Consider the following 18546-nt stretch of genomic DNA (forward strand, 5'->3'; position numbering starts at 1 on the left):
CTGGATATTGACGCGCACGATGACACGCGGCTTGTCGCCGCTCAAGGGCTCGATTCGCGGCCAATTGTCAGGCGATCTTGGGCATGGACGCCTATTACGTCGATTATCGGCTTTTCTTGGCGTCTCTTGGCATCTCTTGGCGTTGGAGCAGCGATCGCTCTTGCGCCGTTGTCCGGCAACGACGTTGCGACTTAGGTAGGGGCGGCAATCGCGAACGGGAATGCCGCCCCCATCGCATCAGCCGTGAAGTTTCCTGGCGGTCTCCGCGATCTGGCGGCCCTGATAGCGTGCGCCGGCGAGCTCGTTGGCGCTGGGCTGGCGGCTGCCGTCGCCGCCGGTGATGGTGGTGGCACCGTAGGGCGCCCCGCCGGTGACCTCGTCGAGCTTCATCTGGCCAGCGAAGCCGTAGTTCATGCCGACCACCACCATGCCGAAATGCAGCAGGTTGGTGATGATCGAGAACAGCGTGGTCTCCTGGCCGCCGTGCTGGGTCGCGGTGGAGGTGAAGGCGCCGCCGACCTTGCCGTGCAGCGCGCCCTTGGCCCAGAGGCCGCCGGCCTGGTCGAGGAAGTTCGCCATCTGCGAGGCCATCCGGCCGAAGCGGGTGCCGGTGCCGACGATGATCGCGTCGTAGTTCGCGAGGTCCTCGATCTTGGCGACCGGCGCGGCCTGATCGAGCTTGTAGTGCGAGGCTTTCGCGACTTCGGTCGGCACCAGTTCCGGCACGCGCTTGATGTCGACGGTGGCGCCGGCTTCGCGCGCGCCTTCGGCGACGGCATTGGCCATGGCTTCGATATGGCCATAGGCGGAGTAATAGAGGACGAGAACTTTGGTCATGGTGGTCTCCGTTGGGTTTGAGGTAGGGGAAGATGATTTGGGGAGGGGCATGCGCGGACGTCGGTCCGCGCATGCAGGGTGAGTGGTGATCAGGCCGCGTCGACGAGCACGAGCTCGGAGTCTTCGAGCGCCGTGATCTTCAGCTTGGCCTCGTCGCGGATCGCGGCGCCGTCGCGGGCATTGACGCGGACGCCGTTGATCTCGACGGAACCCGCCGCGGGCACGAGGTAGAGGTGCCGCGACTGCTGCGGCTCGTACTCGGCGCTCTCGCCGGCCTTCAGCGTGGTGGCGAGCACTCGCGCATCGGCGCGGATCGGCAGTGCATCCGCATCGTCCTCGAAGCCACTCGCGATGGTGACGAGCTTGCCGGAGCGGTCCGCCTTCGGGAACGGCTTTGAGCCCCAGGTCGGCTGGCCGCCTCGCGCGGTCGGCTCGATCCAGATCTGGAAGATCCGCGTTCTGGTCGGCTCGAGATTGTATTCGGAGTGGCGGATGCCGCTGCCGGCGCTCATCACCTGCACGTCGCCCGCTTCAGTCCGGCCCTCGTTGCCGAGGCTGTCCTGATGGGTGATTGCGCCCTCGCGCACATAGGTGATGATTTCCATGTTGGCGTGGGGATGGGCGGGAAAGCCGGTGTTCGGTGCGATCTCATCGTCGTTCCACACGCGCAGCGCGCCGTGGCTGACATTGTCGGGATCGTAGTGGCTGGCGAAGGAGAAATGATGCTTGGCCTTCAGCCAGCCGTGATCGGCGCCGCCGAGCTTTGCGAAAGGTCTGAGTTCGATCATGGTCATTCCCCTTGATGTCGATGTTGAGGAGCGGGCCGGGCGCTCTGCGCCCGGCGTCTCCAGAAAATTTTGCGATCAGGCGCCGAACCCGCCGTCGACATTGAGCACCGTGCCGGTGACGAAGGAGGCCTCCGGGCTTGCAAGGAAGAGGATTCCGGCTGCGACTTCCTCGGGACGGCCGAAGCGCTGGAGCGCGTGCTGCTTGCGCTGGGTCTCGGCGAACTCGCCGCCGTCCTTCGGATTCATGTCGGTGTCGATCGAGCCGGGCTGCACCACGTTGACGGTGATGCCGCGCGGTCCGAGGTCGCGCGCCGCGCCCTTGGTGTAGCCGACCACGGCCGCCTTGGTCGCGACGTAGTCGGCAAGGCCCGGGAACGAGGCGCGGTCGGCCAGCATCGAGCCGACGGTGACGATGCGGCCGCCTTCGCCCATCAGCTTGGAGGCGGCGCGGATCGCGGTGATCACGCCGTCGATGTTGATCGCCTCCTGGCGGGCGAGCGTCGCAGTGTCGGCCTCGGGATCGTCGACCGCGCCGCCCGATGCGACACCCGCATTGTTGACCAGGATGTCAAGCCGGCCAAAATCCTTGGCGACAGTCTTCACCAGCTGATCGACATCGGATGACGAGGCCTGGTCCGCCTTGAAGGCGCGCGCCCTGACGCCCTTCGCCTTCAATTCAGCGACGACGGCCTCGGCCTTCTCGGGCGAAGCGACGTAGCTGATGGCGACATCCGCGCCTTCATCGGCGAGAGCGCGGGCAGAGGCCGCGCCGATGCCGCGCGAGCCGCCGGTGACGAGGGCAACCTTCCCTGAAAGCTTCTTGGTCATTGGGTCTCTCCAGTCCCGAATTTCTGATCACCCTTGGATAAGCCTCCGTCTGTGGTATAGAAATAGAAACTGTTGAAACACATTGTTTCCAGTATTGAGCAATCAGGACAGCGGCCCATGTCGAAACTTCCCGATTTCGAGGCCCTCGCGATTTTCGCGAAAGTCGTGGAATTACGATCGTTTGCGGGGGCTGCGAGCGAGCTGGCGATGTCCAAGGCGACGGTGTCGAAGGCGGTGACCCGGCTGGAGGAGCGGCTCGGCGCGCGGCTGTTCAACCGCACCTCGCGCCGGCTCGCGCTGACCGATGCCGGGCACAAGCTGGCGGAGCGCGCGACGCGCCTGCTCGTCGATGGCGAGGCCGCAGAGAACGAGGCGCTGGCGCAATCGGTCGCGCCGCGCGGGCTGGTGCGGCTCGCCGTCCCCATGACGTTCGGCATCAAGGCCGTGGCGCCGCTGCTGCCGGAGTTCTTCGAAGCCTATCCGGAAGTCTCGGTCGATCTGCACTTGAGCGATGCGACCATCGACCTGATCGGCGAGGGCTTCGACATGGCGGTGCGGATCGCGCGGCTGCCGGACTCTTCGCTGATCGCGCGGCGGCTCTTCACCATGCCGCGCTACACGGTCGCCGCGCCGTCATATCTGAAACGCCACGGCAGGCCGACGCATCCGATGCATCTCGCCCAGCACAAGTGCTTCAGCTACGCCTATCTCTCGACGCCGAACGTCTGGCACTACACCAATTCGGCCGGCGAGCAGGCCAGCGTACGCCCGGGAGGGCAGCTTCGCGTCAACAACGGCGAAGCCGTGATGCCGGCACTGATCGCCGGCCTCGGCATCGCCGAGCTGCCCGAGTTCATCGTCGGCGAAGCGATCGCGCGCGGCGAGGTCGAGGTGATCCTGAAGGGCTGGAAGCAGCCCGAGGGCGCCGTGCATCTCGTCACCCCGCCCGGCGGCCCGCGGCCCGCCCGCGTCGAGGTGCTGGCGGATTTCCTGGCGAAGCATTTCGCCAAAGGCCGCGCGCAGCGGAAATAGAAATCCGCACGCGGACCGGTGGAAGGACATCCGCCCCGCCCCGTCACATTCGTGTCATCCCTTTTAAATTGTATAACTTATGTGAACTAACCCATGATCGTGGGCTGCCGCGATCGTCTATTTCTGCGTCCTGGACCGGTGTTGCCGCAAAGCGCATTTTCGGAGGAACCAGATGATTGATCTGACCAAGCACGATTTCACGTCATTGTCGGTGAAGGACCTGCTCGATGCCCGCGAGGCCTATCACGTGCATCTGGCACATCTGCAATCGGTCTATGCCACGGCGATCGGCCGCTATCTGATCCGGGACAACGACCGCAACGCGACGGAAAGAAAGGCGCACTCCAAGCCGCAGGCGCTCGGTCCGCGCACGCTGTTCAATTCGTCGGTCAAGGATTGGTCGTGGCCCTGCATCCTCGTCTTCGTTCGCGACTGGATGAAGCGCTCCGAGCTGAAAAACCATCCCGAGAAGCAGGACCAGCTGGTACCTCCGTTCCTCTATCTGCCGGACGGTCGCGTCGTGCCCACCTGCGTCGTCAAGGTCGATCCGAACGAGGGCAGCCCCGGCACCGTCGATCCGCCGGTGTTCAGGAGCGATCTGGTCGGCGGCGGCTTTCCGGTACAGACCATGATCCAGGGCAAGATCCACCGCGGCTCGATCGGCTGTCTCGTCACCAACGGCGAGACGGTGTTTGCGCTCTCCAACCGTCACGTGGTCGGCGCCGCCGGCCGCGAGATCTTCGCCGGCTTCAAGAACACCGATCGCCGCCTCGGCGTCAGTGATGCGCTGCAACTCGGCAAGCGCGCCTTCAGCGAGGTCTATCCCGGCTGGCCCGGCTCGCGCGTGGTGGCCAATCTCGATGCCGGCCTGATCCGCGTCGATGACGTCAAGGGCTGGACCGCGCAGGTTTACGGCGTCGGCCAGGTCGGCGACGTCGTCGACCTGAATGTCGGCACCTTCCGTCTCGACATCATCAACCAGCCGCTGATCGCGTTCGGTGCGACCAGCGGATTGATGAAGGGCAAGATCCTCGGCCTGTTCTATCGCTACAAGACCGTCGGCGGCATGGAATATGTCAGCGATTTCGTGATCGGCCCGCGCGACGGCGACACGCCGCTCAACAATTATCCCGGCGACTCCGGCACGGTCTGGTTTGTCGACGATCCGGACGCCAAGAAGAACGCCAGCGGCGCGCGGATCCTCAGTCCCCTGGCGCTCGAATGGGGCGGCCAGGAATTGTTCGGATCGAGCGGCAAGGTCCCGATGCAGGTCGCGCTCGGCATCTGCATGTCGACACTGTGCCGCGAGCTCGATGTCGAGTTGATCGGCGACTGGAATGCCGGTCACACCGAGTATTGGGGCGAATGGGGCCACGTCAAGATCGGTGCCTACGCGACCGGTCTGATCGATGCGAAGCTGCCCAAGCTCGCCACCATGATGGACGCCAATTCCGACAATATCGGCCTCGACGACAAGCTGCTCGCCGACCTCAAGCCGCATCAGCGAGGCACATTCTCGCCGCTGGCCGATGTCGCCGACCTGGTCTGGCGTTTCACCCGGCACACCGACGAAAGCAATCACTTCGCCGACATGGACAAGCCGGGCAGGGACGGCAAGACGCTGCTCGATCTTTGCGCGGAGTTCGACGCGCAACGTCGATCCGAAGGTCTGGAACGACTATTACGAAGGGATCGGCGAGGACCGGCGCGGCGCGCTGCCGTTCCGGGTCTGGCAGATTTTCGACGAGATGGTCGAGTACGCCGCCGCCAACAAGAAGCTGGAGTTCGTGTGCGCCGCGGGCATCGTCGCACATTACATCGGCGATGCCTGCCAGCCGCTGCACATCTCGCAATTCCACCATGGCCTCGATCCGAACGACAAGGCGCACGCCAAGGTGCACAGCGTGTACGAGACCACGATGATCGGCCGCCACGGCAAGGATCTCATCAAGATGATCCCTGACGCCCGGACCAGCGACGTCGCGGAGATTGCTCCGGGCGGCACGCCGACCGGCCGCGACGCCGCGGTTGCCGTGGTCGCACTGATGCAGCGAACCGTGAAGCGGCTGCCGCCGATGACCATCGTCAACCTGTTCAATTCGCATATGGGCAGCGGCCAGGTCGAGGCGCTGTGGTCGAAGCTGAAGGACGCCACCGCATCCTGCATGCAGGACGGTGCCAAGACCCTGGCCCGGGTCTGGGAAGCGGCCTGGCGCGCCGGCGCGGGCGAGGACCGCGGGCAGGGCGGCAAGTTCGATCAGGACAGTTTGAGCAAGCTCTACAACGACCCCAGCTTCCTGCCGGCGTTCCCGCTCCAGCAGCTCACACTGGATGCCGACGACCACCTTGTTCCGATCGGAGGCAGCAGCACGCGGCGCCGCGGCGCGACAACCGCGCGACGCGCGCGTCCGCAAGCAGCGAAGAAGGCCGCCAGGAAAGCTGCGAGGGAAACGGCCAGGAAGGCGCCGAAGAAGGCGGTGGCGCGCAGGCGGCCGGCCGCAGCTGCTCCGGTCCGACGCGCAGCCGCCAGCAAGAAGACCGCGACCAAGCGCGGTGCGGCCAGCAAGCGGTCGGTCGGAAAGACCCGCAAGGCGGCGCGCAAGCGTTAGAGCAAGATGACTTACATCACATCGCGCAGCGGATTCAGCTTTACCTCGCCCCGTGTGCGGGGAGAGGTCGGAACGCATCGCTAGATGCGTTCCGGGTGAGGGGGGGCCTCCACAAGTCCAACTGTCGCCGTTTACGCGGAGGCAGCCCCTCACCCCAACCCTCTCCCCGTAAGAACGGGGAGAGGGAGCACAGCGCCGTCGTTATTCGATCGAATCTCAGCATGCACTCGGCCCGACTAGGCTCGATCTTCCCCATCGGTCCGTCGGCGTCAGATGCGGCGCGCAGGACGCTTGAGATCAGCGCTCCGCTCCTGCACCATGCGATCAAGCCGCGGCTCTGACCGCGGCATCGCGATCGGCTGCGATCGCCAAAAAATGATTGGGGAGAAACTCTCGATGAATCGCCGCGAACTCCTGCGCGCCGCTGCCGCATTGCCGCTTGCGCAGGCTGCGCTCGCCAAGCCAGCGTTTGCGCAAGGCGCCTATCCCAACCGCAACATCACGATGATCGTGCCGTTTCCGGCCGGCGGCCAGGCCGACCTTGCGGCGCGGCCGGTGGCGCTTGCGCTGGAGCGTATCCTCGGCAAGCCTGTGATCGTCGACAATCGCGCCGGCGGAGCAGGCGGATCGATCGGCAATGCGCAGGCCGCGCGCGCCGAGCCCGACGGCTACACGCTGCTGATGACGCTGTCCTCGCTCGCAGTGCTGCCGGAGGCCGACCGGCTGTTCGATCGTCCGGTGGCTTATGAGGTGTCGCAGTTCGCGCCGATCGCGCGTGTGCTTGCCGACCCGACGCTGCTGGCGGTGCCGGCCTCGGCGCCGTGGAAGACGCTGCAGGAATTCGTCGACGACGCGAAGAAACGCCCGGGACAGATCCCCTACGGCTCGTCCGGTCCGTACGGCACGCTGCATGTCGCGATGGAGATGTTCGCGGCGAGCGCAGGAATAAAGCTGCTGCACGTGCCGTTCCGTGGCGCAGGCCCGGCGCTCACCGCGCTGCTCTCCGGGACCGTGCAGGCATTGGCGTCGGCGCCGGGCACGCTCAAGCAGCAGGTCGAGGACGGCAAGATGCGCGTGCTCGCCAATTGGGGCGCCGAGCGGATCGCGAGCTTCCCCGATCTGCCGACCTTCAAGGAACTCGGCTACAAGGACGTCGAGTTCTACATCTGGGCGGGACTGTTCGCGCAGTCAGCGCTGCCGATGCCGATCATGGACCGGTTGCGCGCGGCGATGGCCGATGCCGTGAAGGCGCCGCAGGTAATCAAGACCTTCGAAACCGCGGGCAGTCCTGTCGCTTATATGGACGCGCCGGCGTTCTCAAAATTTGTTGCAGAGGACAGCGCGCGGTTGATCGCGGCGGTGAAGAAGATCGGCAAGGTCGAATAGGGAACTCGCGGGACAAACTCTCTTCACTTTTAGTTGTCTGCGCGAACGATCCTTGGCCGCATTCATTGGGCAGCTTTGGAGCAAATCGCGGCGCGGGAACATGCGCGCGCGGGCCAGTATCTGGAACAACGGGAGCCCGACATGCGATCGCAGCGGATCGTCCTGAGCCTTGCCATAGCGATCGGCGGAGCTGTCACGGCAACGGCCGCCGTCGCCGAGGAGTATCGGGGAACCTGGGAACAGCAGATGGCGTGCACACCGGACGTGTGGCGGCTCTGCAGCGACCAGGTGCCCGACGTGCAGCGCATCGTGGCTTGCCTGCGGCAGAACACGCCGCAACTTTCCAACAGTTGTCGTGCCGTGTTCGAATCAAACGCGCAACAGTCGCAGACACAGGGGCGAGCCCAACAGCCGCAAGCGCAGGGCCGCGCGCCGCAGCAGCCGCAGATGCAGCAGCGGCCGCGCGCACCACAGCCGATGCAGCCGGCGCCATCGCGGCCGCCGTTCGACGATGAAGACTAGTCCCCAGGTCTGACTTCGCAGACGTCGACCCATTCGGCCGCAGTCAGCTCCGCCATCCTGTCGGGCGTGATGCGGACCGCGCTGTGGGTCGAGCCTGCGGCTGGCACCACGACGTCGAACGCCTTCAGCGAGACGTCGCAATAGATCGGCAGCGGCGATTTCAGACCGAAGGGACAGACGCCGCCAACCTCGTGCCCGGTGATCTCGGCGACTTCCTTCAGACCCAGCATCTTCGGCTTGCCGCCGAACTGCGCCTTCACCTTCTTGTTGTCCATGCGTGAAGTGCCGGCGGCGACGATCAGGATCACGCGCTCGCCGATCCGCAACGACAGCGTCTTGGCGATCCGTCCCGGCTCGACACCATAGGCCTCGGCCGCCAGCGCGACGGTCGCGGAGCTCGTGGTGGATTCGATCACGGAGATTTCGGGCGCCTTCTCGGCGAAGAAGGCGCGGACGGACTCGAGGCTCATGTCGTTCAGGACCTTGCAGACACCAGGGCGGGAAGTTCGGAGAGACCGTGGATCCGGTGATCGGGCACGACGCCGAGCTCGTCCATCTGGGTACGTAGCGTCTTGAACATCGTCAATGGGGCGACCGTCTCGCTTTCGACGCAGGCCAGCGCCATCGCCTGCGGCGTCACCCGCTCGATCCATGCGACGTTGAGGCCGAACGACTTGGCACCGCAGGCGTCCCACGGATTGGAGGAGATGAACAGCACCTCCGCCGGCGGTACTTTCAGCACCTCCTCGATCAGCGTGTAGGCCTCGGGCGCCGGCTTGAACACCTTGTGGGCATCGACGCTGATGGTGGCATCGAGCAGGGCATCGAGGCCCGAATTGCGCACGAGCGCATTGAGCATGTCAGGGCTGCCGTTGGAAAGGATGGCGAGCTTCTTGTCCTTCATCGCCTCGAGCGCGCCGACCGCGTCCGGATACAGCGCCAGATGCTGATATTTGTCGATGATGCGGGCGAAGGTCGCCGCGTCACATTGCAGGCCGAGGCAGCGTAGCGTATAGGCGAGCGAGTCGCGGGTGACGGCGGCAAAATCCTGGTAGCGCCGCATCAGCGAGCGCAGCCAGGTGTATTCGAGCTGCTTGATGCGCCAGACCTGCGTGATGATCTCGCCATAGCCCGGAAACGCATCCTCGGTGATGTCGGCGACCGATTGAATGTCGTACAGCGTTCCGTAGGCGTCGAATACGATTGCCTTGATGGTCATTGTGATCTCTCTTGCCCGCCGATTGTCGCATACAGGAATTTCCTGATTGCGTCGATGGATTGATCCCTGGCCACCTCGTTGAATTCGAGGTGATGACCCAGCATCTGCACCGGCGTGCTGTAATGCGGCACGTCGAAACCGTGATAGGCGCCGGGATAGACAATCAGCTCGATCGGGTGTCCCGCACTATTCTGCCGGGAGATGCCGTAGTCGTCGCGGCCCTCGGCCAGGGTCCGGCACTCCTTGGCCGGCGTCCAGTCGTCGAGCTCGCCGACCATGATCAGCGTCGGCACCGTCATGTCGCCCTTGATGCTGAGGCAGGGTGGGTAGAACGCGACGGCCGCGCGGAATTTCTCTGCCGCGTTATGTTCGATCGCGCCACGCTCGACCGAGAGCAGGGCGAGCCAGGCGCCTTGCGAGAACCCGACCACCGCGACGCGATCGGGATCGACCGCCGATTGCCGCGCGAGATAGCTCAGCGCACGATAGGCGTCATGGACGGTTGCGGCCGGCGCGCCGTTCGTGCAGGCGCTGGTGATGCCGCGCGGCCCGAACCGGTCGACCGTGAGCGTGACATAACCCCAGGCCGCCAGCCGCTTGCCCCAGCGCTCGTCGAGTTGCTTGAAGAAGCCGGCGCAGCCGTGCAGCAGCACCACGGCGGGTGAGGGGCCCGGTCCATCGGGTGTTCGCAGATAGCCTTGCAGCGGCTGCGCACTTGCAAGCGGGCTCTCGAATTCGACGAACGCGGGCGGCTGCCCGCCGCGTGCCGCGCAGCATAGCCCTGCGCTTCCGATCAGGAGTGCGGAGAGGGTGGCAAGTCCGGTGAAGTTCGTCATGAACCACCTCCGAAGCTTGCCGCCGACAATACTCCCTCAGATCCCCAAAATCTTCCGCGCGTTGGCCTTCAGCACCTTCGGCCGGATCTCGTCGCGGATGTCGATCTTGGCGAAGTCGGACAGCCAGCGGTCCGGCGTGATCACCGGCCAGTCCGAGCCGAACAGCATCTTGTCCTGCAGGATCGAGTTGATGTAGCGCACCAGGATCGGCGGGAAATATTTCGGCGACCAGCCCGAGAGGTCGATATAGACGTTCGGCTTGTGGGTCGCGACCGACAGCGCTTCCTCCTGCCATGGGAAGGAGGGGTGGGCGAGGATGATCTTGAGGTCGGGGAAATCGGCCGCGACGTCGTCCATGTACATCGGGTTGGAATATTTCAGCCGCATGCCCATGCCGCCGGGCATGCCCGAGCCGACGCCGGTCTGGCCGGTGTGAAACAGCGCGATCGCCCCGCCATTGTTGATCTCTTCATAGAGCGGATAGGCCATGCGGTCGTTGGCGTAGAAGCCCTGCATGGTCGGGTGGAATTTGAAGCCGCGCACGCCGTATTCCTCGATCAGCTTGCGCGCCTCGCGCGCGCCGAGCTTGCCCTTGTGCGGGTCGATCGAGACGAAGGGGATGAGGACGTCGAGATGCTCGGAGGCCACCTCCAGCATCTCGTAATTGTTGTAGCGGCGGAAGCCGGTCTCGCGCTCGGCATCGACAGGGAAGATCACTGCGGCGATATTCTTGGAGCGGTAGTAGGCCGCGGTCTCCGGCACGGTCGGTGGATGCTTGTTCGGCGACTTGAAGTACTCGGCCATCTGCGCCTGGAAATCGTCATAGCCATCGTCGGCGTGGCAGCCACAGGGCTCCTCGGCATGAGTGTGGATGTCGATCGCTGTGACCTTTTCGATATCGGGCAGTTTGAGCTTGGGCATTCGGCTTCCCCGGCGGGCGTGTTCATTGGTGATGGAAAATAATTATATGATATAACGATTTTCGCAAGCGCCGAGAGGATATGGTCGTGGGCCGAGCTCAATCCGACACGAGGTCCGGTCGTGGGCGGGCGCGAGGAGGACGAAAACGCGATTCGGCGGCCGTGACGCCATGGTCAAAGAGAGATGGCGGGTCGCGTCGTTGCTCCGGACAATTGTGGTCGTCGCCGTTTCCAAAGCGATCTCAATGGCGTGGCGCGGTGCCTTGGGCGGGTTCCCGGCCAGGACAGGCCCGAAAATCGGCCCGTCTCGGTTGACATTTAACGGTCCGATGGCTTAGAACGCGGCCGTCCCGGGCGGCAGGCCGCTTATCGGGATAAATCCCATTTTGCCAAATATTGGCATTGATCAGGTACGGCCTCCAACACGGGCCTTTCGAAGTAACAGGATTCTGCCATGAAGGTCCGTAACTCGCTGAAATCGCTGCGCGGTCGCCATCGCGCTAACCGCCTGGTCCGCCGCAAGGGCCGGGTTTATGTGATCAACAAGGTGCAGCGCCGCTTCAAGGCGCGGCAGGGCTGATCCGACAAATCTGATCGACAAGGCTGATCCCGCCCGGATCGCCGGCCGATTCCGATCACTCCTTCACAGGTCTTTGACGCCGCGCTGCTTTGCAGTGCGGCGTTGTGCGTCTAGACTTCCGCCATGGGATTAAAGCTCGGATTCAAGTTCCTGGGATCCACCAACCGCTGGCTGGCGATCCTGATCGCCGCGCTTCTGGCCATGCCTGTTGCAGCCGTCGCGCAGGACGATCCGCGGGTGGTCCCGCCGCCCAGGGCCCAGAAAAAACTACCTGAGGCTCCGACCAAGCTGCCGAAGGTGCCGGCCGACCGGACCCGCGGGCTCGATTTCCTGTTCGGCGCGCTGAAGGCCGCTCCCGACGAGGCCAGCGCCAAGCATGTCGAGGCGAGGATCTGGGCGATCTGGCTCCAGACCCCAAGCGACACCGCCGCGCTTCTGATGGTGCGTGCCAAGGCGGCGATCGACGCCCAGAATGTCGATGTCGCGCTGAAGCTGTTGGACGCGGTGATCAAGCTCCGCCCCGACTATGTCGAGGCCTGGAACCGGCGTGCGACGATCTACTACTTGAAGAACGATTACGTTCGTTCGCTGGGAGACCTGCAGCAGGTGCTGACCCGTGAACCGCGCCATTTCGGCGCGCTCGCCGGCCTCGGCATGATCATGCAGGAGGTCGGCGACGAGAAGCGCGCGCTGGACGCTTACCGCAAGGCGCTCGCCGTCAATCCCTACCTCGAGAAGGTGCCGCAGATCGTCAAGCAGCTGACCGAAAAGGTCGAAGGCCGCGATATCTGATTGCGTGCGATTGATCGCGATCGTGGGGCGATGGCCGCGAATGGGCACGTTGCGCGCGAGCCTGATGCTTGCTCGCGGTACGGTCCGGCGCAGGAGGCTAGTGCAAGAACTTGCCGCGGGACGCGGTGTCCTGGGCTACGGCAGCATAGAATTGCTGAAGCTCCGCCTCCAGGTGCTCATTCACCAGCAACAGTGCCTTCAGGGCGCCGCGCAGGTCGCCATTGCAGCTCGCCACGATCTGATCGATGGCCGCATCGCTAGGGTCGGAAATCATGGTACTCCTCCGATTACTTCCCGTTGAACTCGTCATGCGGACGCCGGTTCCTGTGGATACTGTGTACAAACCAGGAAGCGTTCCAGGGGCGTCCCGGTTTCGATGAAGCCTCGCGTCTGATGGCGAAATTGCCACCGCCAATCTATGAAATAACTAATGACGCAGGTATGAACCCGCTATCCACAGGCTGGGCGCATTGTGGACAACTCCGCGCCGGGACGCGAGCCGGAAAATCGACAATTGGCTTTCCATACAAGAGCATGCCCGGGCAGGGGGCACATCCGCGCGAAACCTGATTTCGGCTTCGTCGTAATTGTCAGGTGCCCAATCAGGTGCCTAAGACCCTTCGGATCTCCTCGATGTTGACCGCAATCATTGCGCTGGCGGCCGCAGGGCTCGCCCTTGCGCTGGCGACGCAAATCGGCACCCTGCTGATCCAGCGCGCCTTCCCGCCTCGGGGGCGAATGATCGACGTGGCCGGGGCGCGGCTGCATGTGGTCGAACTCGGCTCGCACGACGCGGTCGGGCCGCCGGTCGTGATGCTGCATGGTGCAAGCTCCAATCTCCGCGCGATGCAGCCGCTCGGCGATCGCGTTGCCGAAGCGCGCCGGGTGATCCTGATCGACCGGCCGGGTCACGGCTGGAGCACGCGCGAGCGCGTCGCGGATTCGACACCCGCGATCCAGGCCCGGATGATCGTGGAGGCGCTGACCAGGCTCGGCGTCGAGCGGGCGATCGTCGTGGCGCATTCCTGGGCCGGCGCGCTCGCTTTGCGCATTGCACTGGATCATCCGGACCGCGTCGCCGGCCTCGTGCTGCTCGCGCCCGTCGCCTATCCGTGGCGCGGCGGCGCCGGACGCTACAATGATGTGATCTCGACACCACTGATCGGGCCGTTGCTCGCGCATACGATCACGCTGCCGCTCGGTCTCCTCATTGCCAGTTCGGCTGCGCGCGGCGTGTTCGCGCCGCAGCCGGTGCCGGCCGATTTCGTCCGCGACAGCGAGTCATTGCTCCTGCTGCGCCCGCGCGAGTTCATCGCCAATGCGCGCGACCTCGTCACGCTGAAGGCCGCCGTCATCGAGCAGGCGCCGCGCTATGCCGAGATCAGGGCACCGCTGTCAATCATTTCGGACGACGTCGACAAGACGGTCTCGACCGGCATCCACTCGCGGCCGCTCGCCGCCACGGCACCGAACGCCAAGCTCATCGTGCTGCCGGGCACTGGTCACATGGTGCAGTACGTCGTGCCCGACCTCGTGGCGTCCGAGATCGAGACGATGGCCGACCTGATGGTGCCGGACGTGGTGACGGCGCAATAGCTGCCGCGCGTTTGCGCCGCGCGAATGTGATCCGGCAAGGCTTGCGCCGCCGCGTGGCGCCGAACATCATGCGGACCACGCGGTTTCGGATTGCATTAAAGGACACATCTCATGCGGATCGACAACATTGCCGACCTCATCGCTGAAACCCTTGCCCAGGCCGGCGTCAAACGCATCTACGGTGTCGTCGGCGACAGCCTCAACGGCCTGACCGAGGCGTTGCGCAAGCGCGGCACGATCGATTGGCTGCATGTGCGTCACGAGGAGGTGGCCGCGTTCGCCGCCGCCGCCGAATCCCAGATCACGGGAGCGCTCGCGGTGTGCGCCGGCTCCTGCGGCCCGGGCAATCTGCATCTGATCAACGGGCTGTTCGATGCTCACCGCAGCCGCGTTCCGGTGCTGGCGATTGCGGCGCAGATCCCCACCGCCGAGATCGGCGGCGGCTATTTCCAGGAGACCCATCCGCAGAACCTGTTCCGCGAATGCAGTCATTATTGCGAGCTGGTCTCGGATTCGAGCCAGCTTCCCTACGTGCTGGAGAACGCGATTCGCGCCGCCGTCGGCCTGCGCGGCGTTGCCGTATTGGTGCTGCCGGGCGACGTCGCGATGCGGACGGCGCCGAAGCGCGATATCGCGCCGAATGCCGGCCTGCTGCCGCCGGCGCCGGTCGTGCGTCCGGCCGATAACGAGTTGAATGCGCTGGCGGCGCTACTCAATGGCGCGCGGCGCGTCACGCTGTTCTGCGGCCGCGGCTGCGCCGGCGCGCATGACGGCTTGACCAAGCTTGCCGAGACGCTGAAGAGCCCGATCGTGCATGCGCTCGGCGGCAAGGAGCATGTCGAGTACGACAATCCTTACGACGTCGGCATGACCGGATTCATCGGCTTCTCCTCGGGCTATGCCGCCATGCACGCCTGCGACGCGCTGGTGATGCTCGGCACCGATTTCCCCTACAAGCAGTTCTTCCCGACCAATTGCCAGATCGCGCAGATCGATATCCGCCCGGAAAATCTCGGCCGGCGGTGCAAGATCGATCTCGGCCTCGTCGGCGACGTCGGCGAGACCATCGCCGCGCTGCTGCCGAAGCTCCATGTGAAGACCGACCGCAAGCATCTCGATGCCAGCCTCGCGCATTACAAGGACGCCCGCGCCGGGCTCGACGATCTCGCTCGCGGCAAGCCGGGCCAGAAGCCGATCCATCCGCAATATCTGGCCCGTCTGCTCAGCGAGCAGGCGAGCGACGACGCGGTATTCACCGCCGACGTCGGCACGCCGACCGTGTGGGCCGCGCGCTATCTCGACATGAACGGCCGCCGCCGGCTGATCGGCTCCTTCGTGCACGGCTCGATGGCCAATGCGATGCCGCAGGCGATCGGCGCGCAGGCCGCGCAGCCCGGCCGCCAGGTCATCTCGCTCTCCGGCGACGGCGGCTTCACCATGCTGATGGGCGACCTCATCACGCTGACGCAGATGAAGCTGCCGGTGAAGGTCGTCGTGTTCAACAACGGCGTGCTGGGCTTCGTCGCGCTGGAGATGAAGGCGGCGGGCTTCGTCGACACCGGTGTCGATCTGGAGAACCCCGATTTCGCCGCGATGGCGCGCGCGATGGGTATTCACGGCGTCAGGGTGGAGGATCCCGGCGAGCTCGAGGGCGCGATCCGCGACGTGCTCGCGCATGACGGCCCGGCGTTGCTCGACGTCGTCACCGCCAAGCAGGAGCTGTCGATGCCGCCGACCATCACGGCAGAGCAGGTCAAGGGTTTCAGCCTCTGGGTCCTGCGCGCGGTGATGAACGGCCGCGGCGACGAGGTGCTGGACCTCGCCAAGACCAATCTCTTGTCGCGCTGATCTCGGTGGCGGGCATGATCCGGAAAAGTGCGTAGCGGTTTTCCTTCGCGACAAACGCGGAACGCGTTTGCGCGGAGATCATGCTTAAATCAAAGAGCCCGAAGGGGATGGCATTCGAAGAAAGGCCATCCCCTTCTGGCGTCCGCCCTGGCTTGCGCGCAGGACGGACGACGTCCGATACCGCCGATTACTGCTTCTGCTTGCCGTCCTTGTCGAACGACGAGACGTAGGCCCAGAGATTGTTGATCTCGGTCTCGTCCTTGATTCCGGCGAAGGCCATCTTGGTACCGGGGATCTTGGCCTTGGGGTCCTTGATGTATTCCTTGAACGTGGCCTCATCCCAGGTGATGCCGGAATTCTTGTTCGCGTCCGAATAATTGTAGTCCGGCGCGGTTCCCGACTTGCGGCCGTTGAGGCCGTTGAGTTCGGGGCCGACCTTGTTCTTGGCGCCTTCGCCGATCGCGTGGCAGGCCAGGCATTTGTTGAACGACGTCTTGCCGGCCGCGACATCCTGCGCCATCGCGGCGGGTGCGGAAGCCAGCGATGTGACGACCGCCAGCGCGCTCAAGGTCTTTAGGTTCATGGGGTTCTCTTCGTTTCGTCCCGGGAGGTAGTGATCGTTTGTGGCATGTCCGGCTTGGACAGGACAAGCCACGAAACTTTGACAGGTTTCGCGGCCGCCCGCTTGTCCGAGAGAGAACTCGCCATTACGGGGTGGGGCAATCCGACCTTCGGCCGGTTCACTGAAACAGGTGCAGACGTGATTGATTTGTCGTAACAAATCGGCGAAGGGCAAAAAGCCCACCGAGGGAACAACGATGACCATCATGATGCCTGCGAGCGACCAGGCGGTGCTCGCGCGCCGCGCGGAGATCATTGCTGCGTTGCGCGCAATCGTCCCCGGTGAGGGCGTGATCGACAGCGCAGCCGAGATGCGGGCGTATGAATCCGACGGGCTGACCGCCTACCGCCAGCCGCCGATGGTCGTGGTGCTGCCCGATACGACCGAGCAGGTCTCGCTCGTCCTGAAATATTGTGCTGCGCAAGGCATCAAGGTGGTGCCGCGCGGCTCCGGCACTTCGCTGTCCGGCGGCGCGCTGCCGCTCGAAGACGGCGTGCTGTTGGGGCTCGGCAAGTTCAAGCGCATTCGCGAGATCGATTTCGACAACCGCGTCGTCGTCACCGAGCCCGGCGTCACCAACCTTGCGATCAGCCAGGCGGTCGCGCATGCCGGCTTCTATTACGCGCCCGATCCGTCCTCGCAGATCGCCTGCTCGATCGGCGGCAATGTCGCCGAGAATTCCGGCGGCGTTCATTGCCTGAAATACGGCATGACCACCAACAACGTGCTCGGTTGCGAGATCGTGCTGATGAGCGGCGAGATATTGCGCATCGGCGGCAAGTCTGCGGAGAACGCGGGCTACGATCTGATGGGCGTCATCACCGGGTCGGAAGGCCTGCTCGGCGTCATCACCGAGATCACGGTGCGCATCCTGCAGAAGCCGGAGACGGCGCGCGCGCTGATGGTCGGCTTTGCAGAGGTCGAGGCGGCCGGCGAATGCGTGGCGCGCATCATCGGTGCCGGCATCATTCCGGGCGGCATGGAGATGATGGACAAGCCGGCGATCCACGCCGCCGAGGCTTTCGTCCATGCCGGCTATCCGCTCGACGTCGAGGCGCTTCTCATCATCGAGCTCGACGGTCCCAAGATCGAGGTCGACGAGCTGATCACGCGCGTCGAGACGATCGCCAATGCCTGCGGCTCGACCACGTGCCAGATCTCGACCTCGGAGGCCGAGCGCAACCTGTTCTGGGCCGGCCGCAAGGCCGCGTTTCCGGCGGTGGGGCGCATCTCGCCGGACTATCTCTGCATGGACGGCACGATCCCGCGCGGCGCGTTGCCGAAGGCGCTTGCCCGCATCCGCGAGCTCTCGGAAAAATACCAGCTCGGCTGCGCCAACGTGTTCCACGCCGGCGACGGCAACCTGCATCCGCTGATCCTCTACGATGCCAACAAGCCCGGCGAGATCGAGCGCGCCGAAGCCTTCGGCGCCGACATCCTGCGCGCCTGCGTCGAATTCGGCGGCGTGCTCACCGGCGAGCACGGCGTCGGCATCGAGAAGCGCGACCTCATGCCCGAGATGTTCTCCGAGATCGACCTCAACCAGCAGCAGCGGCTGAAATGCGCCTTCGATGCGCAGGGCCTGCTCAATCCTGGAAAGGTGTTTCCGACCCTGCACCGCTGCGCCGAGCTCGGCCGCATGCATGTCCATGACGGCAAGCTGGCGTTTCCGGATTTGCCGCGGTTCTAGTACCGTCTGAGCAGCCCCGACGCCGCGCCGCTATCGCCATAGGCGGCGCAGGCCCCTTCCGGGTCTGTGATCAACGCCTCGCGGACGCGCTTGAAGGTCTTGCCGGCCGCTTCGGACACCTCGAGGCGGAATTTGCGCGGATCGTAGTCATTGCCGTCGTGAGCCTTGATGGCCGCGTCGAACGCATTGATCATCGCCATCGCGGCGTCGGGGCTGCCGAGAAGTCTGGCGCCCGTTTGAACGCCGCCGGCACCATTGGCCTCAAAGCCGGTGCATCGTTGTTCGAGCACCGCGGCTGCGGTAGCGAGCTGGTCGAGGAACGACGCCTCGGCGTCGCTGAGCATGGCGGCACCCGCCTGTCCCGGCGCGATCACGGCGAGCAGCGCGATGGCTGTCAGTTTGATGTGCATCGTGGTGGTTTCCTCCTGGCGGAGCCGGGAT

20 protein-coding genes are annotated in these 18546 nt (G+C 64.8%); 10 read left to right on the plus strand and 10 right to left on the minus strand.

Annotation, left to right across the window (positions count from 1 at the left end; all coding sequences use genetic code 11):
• Window positions 1–237 precede the first annotated feature (237 nt).
• The 3 genes from wrbA to RX327_RS06845 form a co-directional block, all read right to left on the minus strand.
• Entirely contained in the window at window positions 238–837 is a 600-nt protein-coding gene (gene wrbA, locus RX327_RS06835; RefSeq protein ID WP_317249832.1) for an NAD(P)H:quinone oxidoreductase, read from the minus strand.
• Window positions 838–926: 89 nt separating this feature from the next.
• Window positions 927–1625 carry a pirin family protein gene (locus RX327_RS06840; protein ID WP_317249833.1) on the minus strand — a complete coding sequence of 233 codons (699 nt, stop codon included), beginning with the start codon at window positions 1623–1625 and terminating at the stop codon, window positions 927–929.
• Between the two features lie 75 nt (window positions 1626–1700).
• Window positions 1701–2453, minus strand: coding sequence for a 3-oxoacyl-ACP reductase family protein (locus RX327_RS06845; protein WP_317249834.1), 753 nt, complete (start codon window positions 2451–2453; stop codon window positions 1701–1703).
• Between the two features lie 117 nt (window positions 2454–2570).
• Between RX327_RS06845 and RX327_RS06850 the strand changes: the two genes are divergently transcribed.
• The 5 genes from RX327_RS06850 (at window position 2571) to RX327_RS06870 (ending at window position 8002) form a co-directional block, all read left to right on the plus strand.
• Window positions 2571–3485, plus strand: coding sequence for a LysR family transcriptional regulator (locus tag RX327_RS06850; RefSeq protein WP_317249835.1), 915 nt, complete (start codon window positions 2571–2573; stop codon window positions 3483–3485).
• A 172-nt stretch (window positions 3486–3657) separates the two neighbouring features.
• Entirely contained in the window at window positions 3658–5448 is a 1791-nt protein-coding gene (locus tag RX327_RS06855) for a hypothetical protein (protein ID WP_317249836.1), read from the plus strand.
• The gene (locus RX327_RS06860; RefSeq protein ID WP_317249837.1) at window positions 5390–6094 is read left to right on the plus strand and encodes a hypothetical protein; all 705 of its coding nucleotides are present in this window, start codon (window positions 5390–5392) and stop codon (window positions 6092–6094) included. The genes RX327_RS06855 and RX327_RS06860 overlap by 59 nt, the downstream gene beginning before the upstream one ends.
• 396 nt (window positions 6095–6490) lie before the next feature.
• Window positions 6491–7480 carry a tripartite tricarboxylate transporter substrate binding protein gene (locus RX327_RS06865; RefSeq protein ID WP_050384270.1) on the plus strand — a complete coding sequence of 330 codons (990 nt, stop codon included), beginning with the start codon at window positions 6491–6493 and terminating at the stop codon, window positions 7478–7480.
• A gap of 141 nt (window positions 7481–7621) precedes the next feature.
• A complete protein-coding gene (locus tag RX327_RS06870) occupies window positions 7622–8002 on the plus strand; it encodes a hypothetical protein (RefSeq protein WP_168856521.1) in 381 nt (126 codons plus the stop codon).
• On the opposite strand, the gene RX327_RS06875 is transcribed toward RX327_RS06870, so the two are convergent.
• The 4 genes from RX327_RS06875 to RX327_RS06890 are packed head-to-tail and all read right to left on the minus strand — an operon-like array spanning window position 7999 to window position 10978.
• Complete coding sequence (locus RX327_RS06875; protein ID WP_317249838.1) at window positions 7999–8472, minus strand: YbaK/EbsC family protein; 474 nt, start codon at window positions 8470–8472, stop codon at window positions 7999–8001. The two genes, RX327_RS06870 and RX327_RS06875, sit on opposite strands and share 4 nt — an antisense overlap.
• Before the next feature lie 5 nt (window positions 8473–8477).
• Complete coding sequence (locus RX327_RS06880; RefSeq protein WP_317249839.1) at window positions 8478–9221, minus strand: haloacid dehalogenase type II; 744 nt, start codon at window positions 9219–9221, stop codon at window positions 8478–8480.
• The gene (locus RX327_RS06885) at window positions 9218–10057 is read right to left on the minus strand and encodes a dienelactone hydrolase family protein (RefSeq protein ID WP_050384244.1); all 840 of its coding nucleotides are present in this window, start codon (window positions 10055–10057) and stop codon (window positions 9218–9220) included. The genes RX327_RS06880 and RX327_RS06885 overlap by 4 nt, the downstream gene beginning before the upstream one ends.
• A gap of 36 nt (window positions 10058–10093) precedes the next feature.
• Window positions 10094–10978 (minus strand): amidohydrolase family protein, encoded by an 885-nt coding sequence (locus RX327_RS06890; protein WP_317249840.1) that lies wholly within the window; start codon window positions 10976–10978, stop codon window positions 10094–10096.
• Window positions 10979–11431: 453 nt separating this feature from the next.
• On the opposite strand from RX327_RS06890, the gene ykgO reads away from it, so the two are divergent.
• Window positions 11432–11557 (plus strand): type B 50S ribosomal protein L36, encoded by a 126-nt coding sequence (gene ykgO / locus RX327_RS06895; RefSeq protein ID WP_006611362.1) that lies wholly within the window; start codon window positions 11432–11434, stop codon window positions 11555–11557.
• A 123-nt stretch (window positions 11558–11680) separates the two neighbouring features.
• Window positions 11681–12349, plus strand: a complete 669-nt coding sequence (locus tag RX327_RS06900; RefSeq protein WP_317249841.1) for a tetratricopeptide repeat protein — start codon at window positions 11681–11683, stop codon at window positions 12347–12349.
• A 97-nt stretch (window positions 12350–12446) separates the two neighbouring features.
• On the opposite strand, the gene RX327_RS06905 is transcribed toward RX327_RS06900, so the two are convergent.
• Window positions 12447–12623, minus strand: coding sequence for a hypothetical protein (locus RX327_RS06905; protein ID WP_018269760.1), 177 nt, complete (start codon window positions 12621–12623; stop codon window positions 12447–12449).
• 359 nt (window positions 12624–12982) lie between these two features.
• Here RX327_RS06905 and RX327_RS06910 point away from each other — a divergent pair, with 359 nt between their 5' ends.
• Together RX327_RS06910 and poxB are read left to right on the plus strand one after the other, a co-directional pair.
• On the plus strand, window positions 12983–13945 hold the full coding sequence (locus tag RX327_RS06910) for an alpha/beta fold hydrolase (RefSeq protein WP_050384242.1): 963 nt from the start codon (window positions 12983–12985) through the stop codon (window positions 13943–13945).
• A 111-nt stretch (window positions 13946–14056) separates the two neighbouring features.
• Complete coding sequence (gene poxB, locus RX327_RS06915) at window positions 14057–15793, plus strand: ubiquinone-dependent pyruvate dehydrogenase (protein WP_317249842.1); 1737 nt, start codon at window positions 14057–14059, stop codon at window positions 15791–15793.
• Between the two features lie 187 nt (window positions 15794–15980).
• On the opposite strand, the gene cycA is transcribed toward poxB, so the two are convergent.
• Window positions 15981–16376, minus strand: coding sequence for a cytochrome c-550 CycA (cycA, locus tag RX327_RS06920; RefSeq protein ID WP_317249843.1), 396 nt, complete (start codon window positions 16374–16376; stop codon window positions 15981–15983).
• Window positions 16377–16611: 235 nt separating this feature from the next.
• On the opposite strand from cycA, the gene RX327_RS06925 reads away from it, so the two are divergent.
• The gene (locus RX327_RS06925) at window positions 16612–18105 is read left to right on the plus strand and encodes an FAD-linked oxidase C-terminal domain-containing protein (protein ID WP_317249844.1); all 1494 of its coding nucleotides are present in this window, start codon (window positions 16612–16614) and stop codon (window positions 18103–18105) included.
• On the opposite strand, the gene RX327_RS06930 is transcribed toward RX327_RS06925, so the two are convergent.
• Window positions 18102–18515, minus strand: coding sequence for a hypothetical protein (locus tag RX327_RS06930; protein ID WP_050384239.1), 414 nt, complete (start codon window positions 18513–18515; stop codon window positions 18102–18104). The genes RX327_RS06925 and RX327_RS06930 overlap by 4 nt on opposite strands.
• Window positions 18516–18546: the final 31 nt, after the last annotated feature.

Origin of the sequence: Bradyrhizobium sp. BEA-2-5, assembly GCF_032918025.1 — a bacterium.
In the GTDB taxonomy this organism is placed as follows: domain Bacteria; phylum Pseudomonadota; class Alphaproteobacteria; order Rhizobiales; family Xanthobacteraceae; genus Bradyrhizobium; species Bradyrhizobium pachyrhizi.